14 protein-coding genes and 6 pseudogenes are annotated in these 17,991 nt (G+C 60.3%); 8 read left to right on the top strand and 12 right to left on the bottom strand.

The features are described from left to right. Positions 1 to 241 precede the first annotated feature (241 nt). Positions 242 to 418 (bottom strand): hypothetical protein, encoded by a 177-nt coding sequence (locus AC3WLM_RS19865; protein ID WP_492478571.1) that lies wholly within the window; start codon positions 416 to 418, stop codon positions 242 to 244. Between AC3WLM_RS19865 and AC3WLM_RS19860 the strand changes: the two genes are divergently transcribed. From AC3WLM_RS19860 to AC3WLM_RS19835, 6 genes are all read left to right on the top strand, one after another. After that, a complete protein-coding gene (locus AC3WLM_RS19860; protein ID WP_492478570.1) occupies positions 401 to 1,639 on the top strand; it encodes an exopolysaccharide biosynthesis polyprenyl glycosylphosphotransferase in 1,239 nt (412 codons plus the stop codon). The genes AC3WLM_RS19865 and AC3WLM_RS19860 overlap by 18 nt on opposite strands. A gap of 105 nt (positions 1,640 to 1,744) precedes the next feature. Beyond that, positions 1,745 to 2,644 carry a glucose-1-phosphate thymidylyltransferase RfbA gene (gene rfbA / locus AC3WLM_RS19855; RefSeq protein WP_492478569.1) on the top strand — a complete coding sequence of 300 codons (900 nt, stop codon included), beginning with the start codon at positions 1,745 to 1,747 and terminating at the stop codon, positions 2,642 to 2,644. Then, the gene (rfbC, locus tag AC3WLM_RS19850; protein WP_492478568.1) at positions 2,641 to 3,186 is read left to right on the top strand and encodes a dTDP-4-dehydrorhamnose 3,5-epimerase; all 546 of its coding nucleotides are present in this window, start codon (positions 2,641 to 2,643) and stop codon (positions 3,184 to 3,186) included. The genes rfbA and rfbC overlap by 4 nt, the downstream gene beginning before the upstream one ends. Then, on the top strand, positions 3,183 to 4,040 hold the full coding sequence (rfbD, locus tag AC3WLM_RS19845; protein ID WP_492478567.1) for a dTDP-4-dehydrorhamnose reductase: 858 nt from the start codon (positions 3,183 to 3,185) through the stop codon (positions 4,038 to 4,040). The genes rfbC and rfbD overlap by 4 nt, the downstream gene beginning before the upstream one ends. After that, positions 4,033 to 5,097, top strand: coding sequence for a dTDP-glucose 4,6-dehydratase (rfbB, locus tag AC3WLM_RS19840; protein ID WP_492478566.1), 1,065 nt, complete (start codon positions 4,033 to 4,035; stop codon positions 5,095 to 5,097). Before rfbD ends, rfbB begins: the two co-directional genes overlap by 8 nt. A gap of 43 nt (positions 5,098 to 5,140) precedes the next feature. Beyond that, positions 5,141 to 6,256 (top strand): DUF1972 domain-containing protein, encoded by a 1,116-nt coding sequence (locus AC3WLM_RS19835; RefSeq protein WP_492478565.1) that lies wholly within the window; start codon positions 5,141 to 5,143, stop codon positions 6,254 to 6,256. A gap of 207 nt (positions 6,257 to 6,463) precedes the next feature. On the opposite strand, the pseudogene AC3WLM_RS19830 reads toward AC3WLM_RS19835, so the two are convergent. From AC3WLM_RS19830 to AC3WLM_RS19810, 5 genes and pseudogenes are all read right to left on the bottom strand, one after another. Next, positions 6,464 to 6,679 (bottom strand): annotated as a pseudogene (locus AC3WLM_RS19830) (ATP-binding protein); the annotation flags it as partial. Between the two features lie 521 nt (positions 6,680 to 7,200). Beyond that, positions 7,201 to 8,130, bottom strand: a complete 930-nt coding sequence (locus tag AC3WLM_RS19825; RefSeq protein WP_492478564.1) for a transposase — start codon at positions 8,128 to 8,130, stop codon at positions 7,201 to 7,203. Beyond that, a pseudogene (locus AC3WLM_RS19820) lies at positions 8,112 to 8,552 on the bottom strand (IS630 family transposase); the annotation flags it as partial. The pseudogene AC3WLM_RS19820 and the gene AC3WLM_RS19825, both read right to left, overlap by 19 nt. A gap of 64 nt (positions 8,553 to 8,616) precedes the next feature. Further along, positions 8,617 to 9,489, bottom strand: a complete 873-nt coding sequence (gene istB, locus AC3WLM_RS19815) for an IS21-like element helper ATPase IstB (RefSeq protein ID WP_039338571.1) — start codon at positions 9,487 to 9,489, stop codon at positions 8,617 to 8,619. Then, positions 9,486 to 9,839: pseudogene (locus AC3WLM_RS19810) on the bottom strand (Mu transposase domain-containing protein); the annotation flags it as partial. The pseudogene AC3WLM_RS19810 and the gene istB (AC3WLM_RS19815), both read right to left, overlap by 4 nt. Before the next feature lie 107 nt (positions 9,840 to 9,946). Here AC3WLM_RS19810 and istA (AC3WLM_RS19805) point away from each other — a divergent pair. Next, complete coding sequence (gene istA, locus AC3WLM_RS19805; protein ID WP_492477676.1) at positions 9,947 to 11,209, top strand: IS21 family transposase; 1,263 nt, start codon at positions 9,947 to 9,949, stop codon at positions 11,207 to 11,209. Beyond that, entirely contained in the window at positions 11,206 to 11,976 is a 771-nt protein-coding gene (istB, locus tag AC3WLM_RS19800) for an IS21-like element helper ATPase IstB (protein WP_066043586.1), read from the top strand. The genes istA (AC3WLM_RS19805) and istB (AC3WLM_RS19800) overlap by 4 nt, the downstream gene beginning before the upstream one ends. Positions 11,977 to 12,108: 132 nt before the next feature. Here the strand turns inward: istB (AC3WLM_RS19800) and istA (AC3WLM_RS19795) are convergent. The 6 genes and pseudogenes from istA (AC3WLM_RS19795) to AC3WLM_RS19770 all read right to left on the bottom strand — a co-directional run. Next, positions 12,109 to 13,002, bottom strand: a pseudogene (gene istA / locus AC3WLM_RS19795) (IS21 family transposase); the annotation flags it as partial. A 221-nt stretch (positions 13,003 to 13,223) separates the two neighbouring features. Then, entirely contained in the window at positions 13,224 to 13,772 is a 549-nt protein-coding gene (locus AC3WLM_RS19790) for a helix-turn-helix domain-containing protein (RefSeq protein ID WP_492478563.1), read from the bottom strand. Positions 13,773 to 13,876: 104 nt separating this feature from the next. After that, positions 13,877 to 14,823, bottom strand: a protein-coding gene (locus AC3WLM_RS19785; protein ID WP_492478562.1) for an IS630 family transposase whose coding sequence is annotated in 2 segments (ribosomal slippage) — positions 13,877 to 14,487 and positions 14,487 to 14,823 — 948 coding nt in all. Because the reading frame shifts where the segments join, the coding sequence is not laid out codon by codon here. Between the two features lie 88 nt (positions 14,824 to 14,911). After that, a pseudogene (locus AC3WLM_RS19780) lies at positions 14,912 to 15,100 on the bottom strand (transposase); the annotation flags it as partial. A 195-nt stretch (positions 15,101 to 15,295) separates the two neighbouring features. After that, positions 15,296 to 16,215 (bottom strand): annotated as a pseudogene (locus AC3WLM_RS19775) (IS5 family transposase); the annotation flags it as partial. A 120-nt stretch (positions 16,216 to 16,335) separates the two neighbouring features. After that, a complete protein-coding gene (locus AC3WLM_RS19770; RefSeq protein ID WP_492476953.1) occupies positions 16,336 to 17,979 on the bottom strand; it encodes an IS1634 family transposase in 1,644 nt (547 codons plus the stop codon). Positions 17,980 to 17,991 lie beyond the last annotated feature (12 nt).

Genomic DNA, 17,991 nt, shown 5'->3' with positions numbered 1-17,991 from the left:
TATGTTTCCTACAGGACCAACCGGCGCGCATCAGTTCCTGCTTGTCAGAGCCACTCTCGGCATCACGCCGTAATCGCCTGATGAACCTGAAGTGTGACCAAGCGCACTGCTCCAATCCGGGACGACCCTTAACAAAAGTACAACGAATCGCTTGCGGCCTTCGCGGGTGCAGCATAGTGTCCAAAATGAAACAAACGATAGAATGGCTTTCCGGTCAGGTCGCACCGCTGGTCTGGAGCACTCAGGGATGAATCAGCACACGGGCATTGCGATAGATAGCCTCGCATCGACAACTCGCGGCAGGCGCCCGGTCTCCAAGCACAAGCAGCGAGTATTTCTCGCTGCCACGCTGTTGCTGGCCGACCTTGTTGCGATTTTCCTCGGTCTTGCCCTGGCAAGCATGATCCGGTTCGGCCATGTCTGGACTGGCCTGGATAGCCGCAATATCCTTGCCATTGCACCATTCTACGTGATCAGCGCGGTGGCCGTACGAGCGCTGAGTGGCGAGGCGCTGATCAGGCTTGCCGAGACGCTGAAACGGGGCATGCTGGCACTGGGCGCTACGGCATCCATGCTTCTCTATCTTCTCTTCGCCACCCAGGACGGCGACCAGGTCTCGAGAGCTCTCCTCACGCTGACATTTGCCTGTGCGGCTTGCATGCTCTTGATCCTCAGGCCGCTGCACGTCTATTTTGCCCGGCATCACCTGGGCGGTGAACTTTATTCAGTCCTGGTTCTCAATGATGGCGTGTTTCCATCGTCGCTCGGGCGCCACATCTCGATCAACGTGAGTGGTCGTTTCGATGCCGCCAATCCAAGCGCCGAGGACTACGACCGCCTTGCCGGCCTGCTGGTGTGTTGCGATCGGGTTGTCGTGCGTTGTACCCCTGACAAGCGGGACCTCTGGGCCCACGTTCTGCAGGGCATGAACGTCCACGCCGAAATCATCGCACCCGAGATAACGCAGACTCGGGCTATCGCCGTCAGCTCGTTCGCAGGCCGTCCAACCTTCCTTGTAGCAAAGGGGCCGCTCAATCTGCGCGATCGCATGCTCAAGCGTGGCTTCGATATCGTCGTCGCGGCGAGCGCCTTGCTCTTCCTGGCGCCTGTGATGCTGCTCGTCGCTGTTGCCATCCGGCTGGAAAGCCCGGGACCCGCGCTTTTCCGGCAGAAGCGCATTGGACGGCAGAATCGCCTGTTTGACATCTTCAAGTTCCGGTCGATGCGCGTAGAGACCTCCGACCTCGGCGGCCGCCGCTCTGCAACGCGCGATGATGATCGCATTACGCGTGTCGGACGCTTCATCCGCCGCACGAGCATCGACGAACTGCCCCAGCTGCTGAATGTTCTCAAAGGCGACATGTCGATTGTCGGCCCCCGCCCTCACGCCGTGCATTCCACGGCAAAGTCTAAGCTGTTCTGGGAGGTTGACGAGCGTTACTGGTATCGCCACGCCTGCAAGCCTGGCATAACCGGTCTTGCGCAGATCAGGGGATATCGCGGGGCGACGCATGAAGAGCGCGATCTGACCGATAGGCTCGAGGCAGATCTGGAGTATGTGGGGAAATGGTCGTTCTGGAATGACGTGGCGATTATCGTGAAAACGCTGATGGTTGTTGTTCATCCTAATGCGTATTGACGGGCGCATCATTATGATATGTGAGCTCGATAGTCTTGACTAGATAGATGCGTAAGTGACTTACCTAGTCGACGGGAATAATTTGCTACCAAGGGGCACAGCTAAATGTCAGGCAACCATAAGAGCCGCAGGGGCTTGATCCTCGCCGGCGGTTCGGGAACGCGCCTCTATCCGCTGACACGTGGCGTCTCGAAGCAATTGATGCCGGTCTATGACAAGCCGATGATCTATTATCCGCTGAGCACGCTGATGCTGGCTGGAATTCGCGATGTCCTGATCATCACCACACCGGAGGACGCCGTCCAATTTCAACGTGTGCTAGGCGACGGTTCGGCGTTCGGCGTGTCGATCTGCTATGCCGTGCAGCCCAGCCCTGATGGCTTGGCGCAGGCTTTCCATATCGGCGCTGACTTTGTAGGGGCCGAGCCAAGCGCACTCGTCCTGGGAGACAATATCTTCTACGGACACGGCTTGCCTCAGTTGCTTGACAGCGCAAATAATCGTGTCAGCGGAGCCAGCGTTTTTGCGTATCGCGTCAACAACCCAGAAGCATATGGCGTGGTGGCGTTCGATGCCGATGGCCGCGCCAGTTCGATCGAGGAAAAGCCATCCGAGCCGAAGTCGAACTATGCTGTGACCGGGCTCTATTTCTACGACGGCACGGTGGTGGACCGAGCCCGCGACCTCAAGCCCTCGGCACGTGGCGAACTCGAGATCACCGATCTCAATCGTCTTTACATGGATGAGGGCCAGCTTTCTGTCGAGATCATGGGACGGGGCTACGCCTGGCTCGATACCGGAACGCATGGTTCGCTGCTCGATGCCGCCACGTATGTGCGCATTACCGAGGAGCGCCAGGGGCTAAAAATCTGCTGTCCTGAGGAAATCGCCTGGCGGCAGGGTTTCATTGGTGATGCAGAACTTGAAGCAATTGCGCAGCCATTGCGAAAATCGGGCTATGGCGAATACCTGCTACAACTGCTGACCCAAAAGGGCCCGCTGTGAACATCATTCAATGCAATATCCCGGGGCCGCTTATCCTGGAACCTAAAGTGTTCGGCGACGAGCGCGGCTTCTTCATGGAATCTTGGAACGTCTCGGCATTTACACAGGCCGGGCTGGACCTGACCTTCGTGCAGGATAATCACAGCCACTCGCAGAAAGGCGTGCTGCGCGGCATGCATTTCCAGAATCCCGGCCCACAGGGCAAGCTTGTCCGTGTGGTGCGCGGCGCAGTCTTCGACGCCGTGGTTGACCTGCGCCTCTCTTCGCCGACCTTCGGCAAGTGGACAGGCGCCGTTCTGTCGGCCGAGAACAAGCGCATGTTCTGGGTACCAGAAGGCTTCGCCCACGGCTTCCTCACGCTCGAGGATGATACCGACTTCCTATACAAGTGCACCGCTCCTTACGCGCCACAGCACGAGGCAAGCCTTGCCTGGGACGATCCCACGGTTGGTATCAACTGGCCACTCGAGGGACTGGAAGTGAAGCTATCGGCCAAGGACGCGATGGGTCTTGCGCTACATGATGTGCAGGCCTTCGCGTGAAAGCACTGATAACCGGCGTCAATGGTCAGCTTGGCAAGGCCCTGCTGGCAGTTCAGCCCGAAGGCTGGACCTGTGTCGCGCTCGACCGCACAGCACTCGACCTGTCTGACGCCGATGCCATAATGCGCGTGGTCGACGCCGAGCAACCGGATCTGGTTCTCAACGCTGCGGCCTACACGGCAGTCGATCGCGCCGAGAACGAGCCCGAGCTCGCTCACCAGATCAATGCTGGCGCGCCAGGTGTCTTTGCAAGGGCCCTGGCAGGAACGCGCTCACGTCTGGTACAGGTCTCGACCGACTTCGTCTTCGATGGCTCCAGCAGCCACGGCTATCGTCCTGAAGATGCGCGCAATCCGCAATCCGTCTATGGCGCCAGCAAGGCGGCGGGCGAGGATGCTGCCGGTTCGCAAGCCATCATTGTGCGCACCAGCTGGGTCCATGCCGCAGGCGGCGCAAACTTCGTGCGCACCATGCTGCGCCTGATGCGTCAACGTGATGAGCTTCGCGTCGTAACAGACCAGATCGGCTCGCCCACTTGGGCGACAGGACTTGCTCAAACCCTCTGGGGCCTTGTCGCAAAAGATCAGCCCGGCATTTGGCACCACCGCGATGCGGGCGTTGCCAGCTGGTACGATTTCGCGATCGCCATTGCGCAAGAGGCGTATTCACTTGGCTTGATCGCAAGGATCCCATCGATCATGCCCATTGCCACCGGGGACTATCCAACCCCGGCCAAGCGCCCATCCTTCTCCGTGCTTGACGTATCGGCAACGCGTGCAACGCTTGGCGATCCCCACATCCACTGGCGCGCCCATCTCAGGACCATGTTGAACGAGGAAAAGGCTCTTGGCTAACCTGCTTGTTACCGGCGGTGCCGGCTTCATTGGCGGCAACTTCGTACGCTATTGGAGCAAGGAGCATCCCGACGACACGATCATCGTGCTCGATTGCCTGACCTATGCCGGCAACCGTTCGACCATTGCCGATGTCGAGCAGGCCGTACTCGTCGTCGGCGACATTCGCGACACAGCGCTTGTCGAGAAGCTGCTGCGCGAACACGGCGTGGCGAGGCTCGTCCATTTTGCCGCTGAAAGCCACGTCGACCGCTCGATCACGGGGCCCGACGCCTTCATCGAGACGAATGTGATCGGCACGAGCAGCCTGCTCAAGGCCGCGCGCAAGGTCTGGCTTGACGAAGGCTCGGGCAGGGACCACCGCTTTCACCATATTTCGACCGACGAAGTCTATGGCTCGCTTGGCCCCGATGATCCGGCGTTCAGCGAAACCACGCCATACCAGCCCAATTCCCCCTACTCGGCATCCAAGGCTGCCTCCGATCATCTGGTGCGTGCCTGGCATCACACCTATGGGCTGAATACGACGACGACCAATTGTTCCAACAACTACGGGCCGTACCATTACCCTGAAAAACTCATCCCGCTGTTCATCCTCAACGCGCTTTCGGGCAAGCCGCTGCCGATCTACGGCGACGGCCTTAATGTGCGGGACTGGCTCTACGTCGAAGACCATTGCCGCGGCATCGACGCGGCGCTCGAGCATGGCAAGCCTGGAGAAACCTACAACATCGGCGGTGGCGAGGAACTGCCCAACATGGCCGTGATCGACCGCATCTGCGCTGAAGTCGACCGCGCCTTTGCCGAAATCGACGGCCTTGCCGACCGCTATCCGCAGGCCCCTGCGGCGCGGGGCCGCGCCACCTGCGAACTCAAGACATTCGTTGCCGATCGCAAGGGCCACGACCGCCGCTACGCGATCGACGAGACCAAGGCCCGCACCGAACTCGGCTATGTCCCGCAGCACGACTTTGCAACCGGCTTGCGCAGCACCTTGCGCTGGTACCTCGAAAATGAAGCCTGGTGGCGGCCGCTACGCGTTACCGGACGAAGCTAGTACGCTAAACTGATCCATCCGTTTTTGCGCAAAATTCTGGTTCATGGGGGCATCTTTGCCTGAAAAGCACCTTCTCATTCTCGGTATTCGAGGCGTTCCGGCGCAACATGGCGGTTTTGAAAGTTTTGCTGAGCGCCTCGTTCCCTGGATGGTCCAAGCAGGCTGGCGGGTCACTGTCTTTTGTCAGGGCAGCATGACAGGCAAGCGTTACGAAGATGTCTGGGAAGGATGCCGGCGTATCCATATTCCCGTTCATGGCGACAGCGCCCTGTCGACGATCGAGTTCGACATCAAGTCGACTATCGAAGCCGCACGCGAAAACGCGGTTACGCTGACTCTGGGCTACAATACAGGATTTCTTGCAGCTTACATGCGAATGAGGAGACAGTATAACCTGATCAACATGGATGGCATAGAGTGGCAACGGGCGAAGTACTCCAAGTCGCAGAAGGCGTACCTTTGGATCAACGAACGGCTCGCGGCGATATTTGGAAACGTACTAATCGCCGATCACCCTGAGATCGCCAAGCATCATTCACAGCATGTATCTTCAGAAAAAATCCGAATGATACCTTATGGAAGCGATCTCATCGAGACTGCGGATGAAAGTATCCTTGCCAATTATGGCCTCGTAGCAGGCCGTTTCATGACCGTGATCGCAAGACCCGAACCGGAAAACTCTCTGCTCGAGATTGTCCGTGCGTTCTCTGCAAAGACGAGAGGGAGCAGACTGGTTGTACTCGGCAAGTACAGGCCTGAGCAACCTTACCAGCGATCCGTGCTTGACGCAGCCAGCGACGAAGTCATCTTCCCTGGCGCAATTTACGATAAGGCTCATGTGCAGGCATTGCGGCATTTCAGTCAAGCTTACATCCATGGCCACCGAGTAGGAGGAACGAACCCGTCGCTCGTCGAGGCACTCGGCGCAGGAAATCCGGTGATCGCGCACGATAATCCTTTCAATCGCTGGGTAGCGGGCGATGCTGGGCTGTGGTTCTCTAAACCGGACGAGATCTCGGCCCATATTGATGCACTTGCTGAAGACCCGGCATTGCAGGAACGCCTCTCTGCGGCTGCACGAAAGCGCTGGCGGGAGGTTTTTACTTGGCAAACTGTTCTCGAGGCTTACAAAGAATGCTTTGAGGCAACACGATCCTGATTGCCTTAATGTTGCATTCCAACGTTAAAACCGTCGGCGAAGTCTTTGATCAGCACTTCACCTTCGTCGGTATGCAGGAAGTGCGGTGCGTAGCGCCGGGGTGCGTAATTCAGGAGTTTTGGACATCCGTTTCGCAAAATCGCGGACGCGCATTTCACTAAGTCGCGGACAGTTGGCGTGGTTCGCTCATAGGTGCCTTGGTGATTTTCACGCTACGATAATTTCGCCTTTGTCCGGTTGGGTCAAGAGGGACGGCGTGCGGGTTTTACGCATGCTATCGCCCTCGAGCGTGATCCGGTGCGCATTGTGGATGAGGCGATCAAGGATGGCGTCGGCGATGGTCGGCTGACCGATCATTTCGTGCCACTGTGCGACCGGGAACTGCGCGGTGATCAGCGTTGATTTCCGCTTGTAGCGCTCCTCGAAGGTAACTGCTTATATGAGGTGGGTCTCTGTCAAGGGTTCATGGCGGCATGATATGTTTCCTTGGCGTTCTGGATAACCTAGTCCGGGCCCGGTTTGCATGATCAGGCGCGGTGGTTGCGCCAGCTCCAACTTATATTCGGTCAGCACACTCGGCTGCTGAACCAACATCCCGCTTGCTGCGGACGGGGCCCAGGATGGCGGGACCATTCTCACGGATCGGCATGGTGTGCCCTGCAATACTCGGTCCGCCGCCCCGGTATCCAGCAGGGTCTGCAGGCCCTGACGGATCTCGAAGTAAGATTCGGCTGCTATTTGGCTTGCATGATTGCCCCCTCGATCACGACGCCGGCAGAGACATATTCCCAGAGCGCAACGATGAGCTGGAGACCCGCAAAAACCGGGTAGTTCGAGGGTGGTCAACCAGACGGCGGGTGATGCTGCTGCTACCCTACCACAATGTGTGCGCCGTTGGTCTGTTTTGGGCGGTATTTTGCGGTTCTCCTAGGTTGCAGGCAGAGTCATCCCATGCCTTGGCGGCGTTCGTGGAAGATCAGCCTGTTGAAGTTGTAAGCCAGGTTGCACAGGGCGAGCTTCGCTTCGGCACGGGCCAGGCCGATGGTGCGGATGAACAGCCCGAACCGGTTCTTCTGATGCGCGAAGACGTGTTCGACGTGGGCGCGGATCGACGATTTCGCAGCGTTGGCCCGGGCGATTGCCTTCGGCATGGGCTTGCCCTTGGGTTTGCGCCGGTGAATTCGGGATGTCAGCATCCGATCCGACAACCACTTCTCGTTGCGCTTTGAGCGATAGGCGCTGTCTGCCCAGACCTCGGAGCCGGTGTTGTCCGTGCTCACGACATGGCGAAGGAGACGCCCGTCGGCTGCTGACGCTGAAGTCACCGCCATCTCCCGGATGAAGCCATACCGCCGGTCAATGCTGATGTGCGATTTGTAGCCGAAGACCGGCAGGGCAATCATCGGCAACGGCGTGCCATCCGCGCGATACCGCACTTTGCCGCCAATCTTGAGCGTCCAGCGCGCATCGATGTCCTTCTGCGCGGCCTTGTTTGGCTCGTCGGGCCAGATCTCCTTCGCGCTCATGCCGGACTTGATCGCCTCGCGTTCACCTTCGGTGTTCCGCTGCTTGGGTGCAGGCACCAGCGAGGCATCGACAATCTGCCCGGACATCGGGATGTAGCCCTTCTTCTGGAGTTGCCAGTCAAAGGCCTTCATCACCCTCTTGAGCGTTCCGGTCTCGGTCAGGCGATTGCGAAAATGCCGGATCGTGTTCTCGTCCGGCGTCCGGTCCCCGAGCGACAGCCCAAGGAAACGCAGCCAACTCAGGCGATCCCTGATCATAAATTCCATCCGTGCATCCGACAGGTTGTGCTGCGCCTGAAGGATCAACGCCTTATACCAAGGTGCATTGATCAGTACCCATGTGCCCACTGGCGCATTCCGATGGACATGATGCGCCAAGGCTGATCGACGAGCCTGTTCCAGGCGAAGCAACAATGGTCGACGATGTCGTCGTAGGATTTGAAGATGCGGTTCGACAGCCAGTTGTCGCGCATGAACTGCCAGACGTTCTCGACCGGGTTGAGCTCCGGATACCTCGGCGGCAGCGGCATCAGCGTGATGTTGGGGGGCACGACCAGTTCGGCCGATCCATGCCATCCGGCCTGATCGAGCAGAAGGACCGCATGCGCCCCGGGCGCGACGTGGAAGGCGATCTCCTCGAGATGCATGCTCATCGCTTCGCTGTTACAACGGGGCATGACGATGCCGGCAGCCTTGCCTTCAGCCGGACAGATCGCGCCGAACAGCCATGCCGAGGAGCGACGCTGATCCTTCGGCGCTGATGGCCGTGTCAACGGCACTGTAAAAATCCCCGGAAGTGGCAAAGTAAAATTCCCCACTTTGGGCTTTGGGCGGTCAGTTGGTTGGCGGCTGTCCTCCATTCTTGGGTGGGCGACCGCGGCGGCGAGGTTCAACCAGAGCGGGCGGTGTAATTCGCGCATTTGATCTGATGTGTTCGGGCAGCAGATCGGCGTGCCGACGCAAGCGGTAGCTTGAGCCATCGATCTGGATGACGATGGCATGATGCAGCAATCGATCGAGCAGGGCTGTTGCGACTACAGGGCTGCCGAAGATGTCTCCCCACTCGGCAAAGCCGCGGTTCGAGGTCAGTATCATGGCACCCTTTTCGTAGCGCGCGTTGACCAATTGGAAGAACAGGTTGCCGCCCCCGGGTATGACCGGGAGGTATCCGATCTCGTCGACGATCAGGAGCGATGGCCGGCAGTAGAAGCGAAGCCGCTCGCGCAATGTGCCTTCGCGTTCGGCTTTGGCGAGGGCGCCGATCAGATCGGCCAGCGTGATGAAGGTGACGCTTTTGCCTGCTTTGACGGCTTCCAGGCCAAGAGCACTGGCCAAGTGGCTTTTGCCGGTACCGGGCGGGCCGAGCAGATGGACGACCTCGGCGCGCGCAACGAAGTTGAGTTCGGCCAGTGCCATGATCCTGGCCTTGTCGAGCGAGGGTTGGAACGAGAAGTCGTATCCGGCCAGCGTCTTCACGGTATTGACCCTACCCATGCGCAGCGCCGTACGTATGCGGCGCTCCTCACGGAAGGTCAGCTCCTCGAGCAACAACTGCTCCACAGCCTCAAGGGCTGTGATCTCTCCACGGTCGAGACGCGATACGCAATCATCGACGACTTCGATCGCGCGCGGCATCTTGAGGCCAACCATGCTGCATTTGATGCGGTCGAGCACGGACGCTGACGGGTCCGGCAGCAGCGAGTTCATGCTCTTGCTCCTGCTAGTTGCTGACCAATGGCGGCATAAATGTCGAGAGAGCGGCGCGCCACTTGCTGTCCGGTAAATCCATGCGGCAACGGCAGATCGTCGTTCCGGCGCTGATGGCGCCGGTGTCCATCAAGAAGGGAACGTTGCCGCCGCCCTTCCAGCAATGGATGGCGTGCGATCAGGCGATCATCTTCAAAGATCCGGATTTCGTCAGCGAGGCTGTGGACTTCGACAACGCGGCGTCGGGTTGCATCGGGGACCGAGTAGTAGTTGCCGCCGACGCTGACCATTCCTTCATGGCTGATCCGGCGCTCCAGCTTGAGGACGGCACCGAACGGCACCAGGGGCAAAGGCTGTTGAAGGACAGTTCACAGGAGCCGTAAGGCGACATCTACCTTTACGATTTGTCGCCTTGGCCTGATCGATTTCCCGGCGGGTAGTCTTCCGGGAGAGGACGATGGGTTGTCTCGATGGCGAGGCATTGACGGCGATGAGTGTGCTGTTGAAGCAAGGGCATACGCAGAGTGCGGTTGCGCGACTGCTTGGGATTACAGAGGGCGCGGTCCGTTATCACCGCCGCCGGCGCGCTGAGGGTGCGGTGGATGGGCGGAGCCGGCAGATCGGCAAGGCGGCCGAATATGCTGAAGCGATCGCGCACTGGCGCAGCGGCCGTGGGGATGGTGCGATCAACATCGCGGCGCTGCATGAGTGGCTGACGCGCGAACATGGCTATGCCGGGAGTCTGAAGTCGGTGCAGCGTTATTGGTCGCGGACATTTCCAGCCCCTGTGATCCGCGCGCGTCGCCGGGTGGAGACGCCGCCGGGAGCGCAGGCGCAGGTCGACTGGGCCGAGTTCCCGGGCATGGTGCTGGGCGAGGAAGTGGTCGACCTTTCGGCGCTGGTGATGACGTTATCGTGGAGCCGCAAGCGAGCGATCGTGTGGTCCCGCTCGAAGGATGCGTTGGCGTGGCAGTCATGCCATCTGGCCTGCTTTCAGCGCCTTGGTGGGGTCGCGGCGGTGATGCGCATCGACAACGTCAAGACGGCTCTGTCGAAGGGCGCGGGCGCTTGGGGAGAGATCAACCCGACCTACCGCCGTTTCGCCAGCCAGATGCATTTTCATGTCGATGCGTGCCAGGTCCGTCAGCCCCGCGCGAAGGGCAAGGTCGAACGTTCGGTCCGTGATTGCCGCGAGTACCTCGATCCTTACAGCGGTGTCTTCGGCAACCTTGCCGATCTACAGGCCTGGACGGATGAGCGAATGACCGAACGCTCAGGCCAATTGCGCTGCCCGGCGACCGGCACAAAGGTCATGCAGGCCTGGGAGCAGGAACGTTTCCTGCTGACCCGGCTCCCCGAGACGCTGCCCGAGCCGTTCGACGTTGCTGTGCGTCGCCAGGTTGGCGATGACTGCATGGCGAGTTTTGAAGGCCGCCAATACAGTGTGCCCTTCCGCTTCATCCGACAGGACGTCGAGGTACGTGGAGTCTCTGGCAGGGTACTGTTCCTGAAGAACTGCGAAGTTGTCGCCGACCATCCGCGCGGAACCGAGGCGCTGGTCGTCATTGACCCCGCCCATTTCGAGGGTCCGAGCACGCCCCGGGTAATTGCGCCGCTGCCGCTGGGCCGGATGGGCCGCAAACTGCAGGAGATTGCAAGCGCTGGTGTCCAGCACCGCTCTCTCGACCTCTATGCGCGCCTCGCGGAGGTGGCTCGATGAACACGCCCCGGATCAGGCTCGATATCGATGCCACCCGCGAGAAGCTGTGTCAGCTTGCTTGTGGCCATGCCGCAGATGCTCTCGATGACATGATTGGCGAGGCGGTGCGTGACGAGATCAGTGCGCACGTCTTCCTCGACCGGCTCCTCACGACCGAACTTGCTGGCCGCGAGGAGCGGCGTGTGCGGGTCATGCTCAAGAACTCGAAGCTGCCGTCGGGGCAGACGCTGGAGAACTTCGATTTTGCCTTCCAGCCCGCAATCGAGCGCTCACGCATCGACACACTCGCCACTGGCACCTGGATACGCAACGCCGAGGTGGTCCTGCTGCAGGGGCCGCCTGGCGTGGGCAAGTCGCACTTGCTCGCCGCGCTGGGCATCCGTGCGGTCCAACTCGGCTTCTCGGTCCAATACTACCGCTTCGACGAGCTCATGGCCGCGCTGCGCCACGACGCCCAATTGCCACCGCCGCGCATCAAGATGCGTAAATACATGTCGAGCGCGCTGCTGTTGATCGACGAGATGGGCTACGATCCGCTAAACCGCGAGGAAGCCAGCCTATTCTTCCGTCTCGTCAGCTATCGCTATGGCCGGGGCGCCATGATGATCACCACCAACAAAAGTATCCGCGACTGGACCGAACTGCTTGCTGGAGACGAAGTCCTCGCCACCGCCATCCTCGACCGGCTTCTCCACCGCGCCCATGTCCTCAACATCAAAGGCCGCAGTTACCGCCTGCGCGACCTCGAGGACGCCTTCAAGGCCTGACCGCCAATCCTCGTCGAAGAAATTTCAGGGGTGGGGAGCATGCTCCCCACCCCTGAAATCATACCTATCATGCAGCGCGACACCTCGTAACACTGGGTGTCGCCTTAGCTCGTAAAACTGGGTGTCCATTGACAAAGGCTGCAACGCAGGCCGTTCCTCGGCGAAGGCCTCGTTGACGACACGCCCTGTAGATGCGTGCAGGCGGGGATTGGCGACAGTGCTCAGCCAGCGGTCGAACTGCGCGTTCAGGTCGTGCAGATCGCGGAACGCGCCGCCCAGGAAGAAGTCCTCGCGAATGTAGCGGAATGGCCGCTCGACCTTGCCTTTGGTCTCCGGCCGATAAGCGCGGCAGGCCTTCGGCAGATAGCCGTAATGCTTCGCAAACTCCCCCAGCGTGCGATTGTAGACGACACGGCCATCCTCATCTTCACCGATAACGGCAGTCTTCATGCGGTCGTACAGGATCTCGCGCGGCACGCCGCCGATCGCCTCGAATGCCGCACGATGGCATGCCAGCACGCTCGGCATAGTCTGGCGCATGACGAACCGGCCCCAGATCAGCCTGGAGAAGCCCAGAACCATGGAGAACAGCCAGACGATTTGCACGCGATCGGGCGCGTCGGCAAAACGCACGCGGAATTGTGCAAAGTCGACTTGAGCCTGCTCGCCCGCAGGCGTCTCGAAGCGCACGGCATATGGCTTGCCTCCACCTGCCGGTCGTAGCGTGCGCACCACGTCGCGCACCGTGCTGTAGCCACCGGTGTAGCCGCGTTCGCCAAGCTCACGCGCGAGCCGCTGCGCGCTCAATCCTGGATAGGCTTCCAGACGCGCTCGCAAGTAACCCATGTGAGGATCAAGCAGGCGTTCGCGCGGTTGGCGAGGACCGTAGGTCGGCACCTCAATGCCACGGCCAATGTATTTGCGGACTGTCTTGCGGTCGATGCCGACTTGCCGGGCTATGGCGGCAATCTTCACGCCTTGGCGGTGCAAATCCAGGATCATCATCAGATCTCCAAGCTTCTTCATCGCAGCACCGCCTCCCACCGGGGAAGCTATGCCGGATTTTTGGAATTTGACCCTGTCCGGGGCGCGCCCCGGACAGGGTCAACGAGAAGAAGTGGGGAATTTTCAAATGTCACTTCTGGGGCATTTTACTCCGCCATCAACAGGCCGGGTTCCGCGCTTCGCCCAGCGCCGGGTGAGCTTGGTCTGCTGGCCGACGCGGGCCTCGTCCTGCCACCACAGCTCTATCGGCGTACCTCTCGGGAGCCGCCGCTTGATTTGCGCCAGACGGGCGACGAACCTTTTTTAAAATCGGCAATGTCATCGCTCTTCTGGCCACGGTGACGTGGCCGGGCCGTGAGCTTGCGATAGCCCATAGCGCGAAGCTCGCGCCCGAGGGTATGGCGTGTGACCGACAACTCGAACTCGTCCCAGATCCACTGCGCCAGATCGCACAGCCGCCAGCGTACTACCCCATGCGCTGCAGGAATTGGCCCAGCCTCGACGATCTCGGCAAGCCGCGCGCGCTGCTCATCGTTCAGGATCGAAGCCCGCCCCGGAGCCTTGCGCGTTGCCAGACCATCGGCACCTCCCTCGTTGAAGCGCAGAACCCAGTCGCGCACGATCTGCAGCGTCACGCCGGCAATCTTCGCCGCTTCGCTACGGCTCCTGCCGTCCAGGATCAGTGCAACAGCCAACAGACGCCGGACCTGATCGGCATCGCCACTTCGTCGCGCAAACCCACGCAAATCCAACGATGTGTAGTCAGATCGAACCCCAATCGCTGCCGCCATCGCAAGCCTCCATGTGCCTGCAACGTCGAATCAGATTTTCATCCGCTTGGGAATCCCCGGCGTGAGTCCGACTCAGCGCGCCTTGGTATTAGAGCGTTTTCCGATCATGCTGGATCATATCCGCACGAGCTGAAGTAGTTGGCGCATTCGTCCGGCTTGAAGATATCGATGAGCCTGCCGATGAGGCTCCATAGGCCGGAGACGGTTCGTTCGCCTGCCTTTCGGAGCATGGCCTTGAGCCGAGAAAACGCCTTTTCGATGGGATTGAAGTCAGGACTATAGGGCGGAAGGAAGCGCAGTGTTGCGCCGACCGCCTCGATCCGTTCGCGCACCGAGGCGCGCTTGTGGCTCGACAGATTGTCCATGATCACCACATCGCCCGGGCGGAGTTCAGGGATGAGCACCTGCGTCACATAGGCTTCGAACCAGTCGCCGTTGATCGGACCATCGAGCACCATCGGCGCGACCATGCCGGTCATCCGCAGCCCGGCGACAAGCGTGGTCGTCTTGCGATGGCCATGGGGAAAGCCCATCCTCAGCCGCTCGCCTTTGGCGCACCGTCCGTGGCTGCGGGTCATATTGGTCGCGGTCCATGTTTCGTCGATGAAGACGAGACGTTCGGGTTCCAGATCGAGCTGGCCGTCGAACCATGCCTGGCGTTGGTTCAGGATCTCGGGGCGATCTTGCTCGATCGCGTGCCCGGTCTTTTTTTGCATGTGATGCCGCGTCGATCAAAGAACCGCCACAAGGTCCCGATCCCAACATGCACACCTTGCTCAGCAAGGCCCGACTGGATCTCTGCCAGCGTGATGTCGCCGTTCTCGGCCAGCATTGCCGTAATCCGGTCGGCATGAATATCTGTCTTCGACGAGCGCTGATCGCCACCGGGCTTGCCTGCAATGGCGCGGCCATGCTCGCGGGCCAGCTGTCGCCAATGAATCGCCGTCGCGACGCCTACCCCAAAACGAGCCGCAGCCGCCCGACAACTCATGCCCTCGTCTGTCGCCGCAACGACCCGATCCCGCAAATCCTGAGATAAAGCTCTGGCCATCAAAGCTGGCCTCCTGCCCAGCCAGCAGGATGAATCAGAATTTCAAAGCCGTTGGAATCCCTTGCGATTCAGGGACTGTGGAAAACGCTCTAAACATCATGACCGGATCGAACGGCGGTCGCCCACCCTTGGCACCGTCGCCGTAGTTGAGACCTTCGACGAGCCAGGCTCGGAAATACTCGAAGTCCACCGTCTGTTGCAAAACCTCGAGCGGATCGCCGTCCTTGCTCAAGGCCTCAAGATGATCGCTCAAACTGAACAGGGACTTCGGATCCACGACGGCTCTCCATGATCGTTCCTGATCAATGAATCACCATCACTGCCGAAACGCTACAGGTGGACGGTTCGAAGAACCGTCTGATTCCGGCATGATAGGGACGTGATGGCCTGCGAGGGGATGGTGAGCCTCGGTGCTGGTTGGCTGATCCGCTGATTTCCTTGGTGGATCCGACTTCCGAACGAGGTTTTCGCGTTATGCAGGCGCAGTACGCCCCTCAAGCCAGGCGAGCCTCTGGAAGTTATAGGCAAGGTTGGCCATGCCGATCTTGATGCGGGCGCGGGCAATGCCGATGGTGCGCACGACGAGCCCCATACGGTGTTTCTGGCCGGCGAAGACGTGTTCGACTGCCGAGCGGATGGCCGATCGCTTTGCGTTTGCTCTGGCAACGCGCTCAGGCATGGCGCGGCGGTTCGGTTTGCGCTGGTGGATGTGGCTCTTGAACATGCCCCTCTCGAGAAAGGTTTCGTTTTTCTTCGACCGGTAGGCGGTATCAGCCCAGACGCCCGAACCGGTGTTGTTCGTGCTGATCAGGTCAGGCAACCGGGCACCGTCATGGGCATTGGCGGCGCTGGCATCACAGGTGCGGATGAGGCCATGGGCCCGGTCGATGCCGATGTGGTTCTTGTAGCCGAACATCGGGATCGCGAGATCGACCGGTTTGAAGGCCTTGGGATCGGCGCCCTCCTTCACCTTGGCTTTGGTGTATTTCACGCTCCAACGGGCATCGCGATCCTTCTGGCGGAGCCGGGCTGGCTTTGCCTTCCATGCCTCCGGGATCCGGCCGTCCTTGATCGCTGCCTTCTCCTCGTCGGTGTTCCGCTGCTTGGGGGCAGGCACAACGGTAGCATCGATGATCTGGCCGCCCATGGCGAGATAGCCCCGGTCGGTCAGTGCGGCATCGAAGCGGGCGAAGAGCTTGTCGATTGCCTTGGCTTGCACCAAGCGCTCGCGGAACAGCCACACCGTCGTTGCATCCGGCACCGCGCCATCGAGCCCAAGGCCCAGGAAGCGCTGGAACGACAAGCGATCCTTGATCTGGAATTCCGTCGCTTCGTCCGAAAGCGAATAGAGCGCCTGCAGCACCAGAATTTGAACATCATCACCGGGTCAAACCCAAGTTGAACAGTGCCTTCATAGAACGGATTTTATATCAATAGGATACGCGAGTGTGCGCGGGTGTTACCACTACATTTTGCGGCTGATGTGTGGGACGCGCGAACGCGCGGCGGAGCTTACGTTGCGGTCTGCTCAGCAATGTTGGCTGGGAGTGCGATGCCGACAGCCTTGAAGACGTTGCCCACGTCACCTGTGACGTGCGTGCGTGTGGTAATGGCCTTGCCATCCTTTTCGATGGTGGCCTGCTGGAGACGATCGAGATCGTTGAGAAGCGGCTGCCATTCGGGCTGGAAGCCCTTGTCCTGGCATAGCCGGGTCAGTTCCTTGGCGAGCGTCAGGGCAAGGAACGAGACGAAGACATGGCCGCGGATCGCGGCATCGGACTGATGGAAGATCGGCCGGGTATCGAAGCTGGCCTTGGCCACGCGGAACAGGGCTTCGACCTGTAGCAAGTCTCGATAGCGGATGACGGCCTGAAGCGGGGTGATCCGGGCATTGGTGCGCAGGACACTGATGCCGTCGAAGCGGGCCTCGTCGGCGAGTTTGCCCAGATCGATTTCGAAGCTCTTGCCGCTGGCTTTGAGATAACGCCGATAGGCCGAGTTACCGACCAGCGCCTTGTCGCCCTTCTTGAGCTGGGCCTGGAGCCCGTCGATGATGGCCTGACGGTCCGCCTTGTCCTTCTTGGCTTCGGCCTCGTTCAGCGTGACGATGTAACGCTGGGTGTCCTTGCCGCTGCCGACACGGACCTCCTTGACCCACAGCTGGGTCTCGCCTGCCTGCCGCTCGAGCACGAGCGGAACCATCGGAGCAGTGTCGTTCAACACGACATCGCGGATGACGCTGCTTGATCGCTCGCGGGCGCCGAGGATGTATTCCATGCCCAGCTCTTCGAGTGCGGCAATAGTGTCGGCGCTGATCATGCCGCGATCGGCCACGACGCAGGACCGGGTAATCCCGAAGCGCGTACGCAGGCGCGTGACGATGGGCAGGAGGACTTTCACATCGGCCGTATTGCCCGGCACCATCTCGGTGCAGATCGGCCGCCCCTGGGCATCGATCACCACGGCCAGGATCATCTGCGCAAGCTCGGGCCGGTGATCCTTGGAATGACCACGCCGCCCCAGCGTGTCACCGCCTGCGCCGTAGAACGATAGTGAGGTGGTATCCATGAACACGAGGCTCAGATCCGTGAACAGGTCCCGGCGCCTGTCGAACAGCTTCTCCTCGATCACGTCCTTCACGCATCGGGGTGCCAACGCGCCTTCAGCCTTCTCCTCGATCTCCTCGCCCAGCCAGGCCATGGCACGGTAGAAGTGATGGAGCGCCAGATCCTCAACTCCGTCGATGGCATAGCTCTTCATCCAGTCGGTGCACGCCCGGTCCGAGCCTGACACGAACAGCCGGTGCAACATGGCAACGAAAACCGCGCGTTCGACATCAAAGCCAAATCCACGCCCTGCCGCCACCTCGGCCAGCACGGCATCGACACCAAGCCGCTGCCACAACCGGCCAAACAGCAAGGGGCCGCCGATGCGGTGGGCGGTTATCTTGCCATCATCGATGTCGGAAAGGATGATGCTGCGTTCGGCGTGCCGGGCAATCGAAGCTGCCAGCCTGTCCAGTTCGCCACTGGCGGCAAGAGCATCCTTGCGGCCCAGCGCCTTGATGGTGCGCTGACGAACGACCTTACCCTCGCGCACGCTTTCGACGAGATAGAGGTAGCGGTGGCCCCGGGCGACTCGTTCGACAACAAACATGCATGTGTTGTT

Source organism: Novosphingobium sp. FW305-C-30-35, from assembly GCF_058783135.1.
Note: the sequence above shows the minus strand (reverse complement) of the source record. Positions and strands in the feature narration are given on the sequence as shown.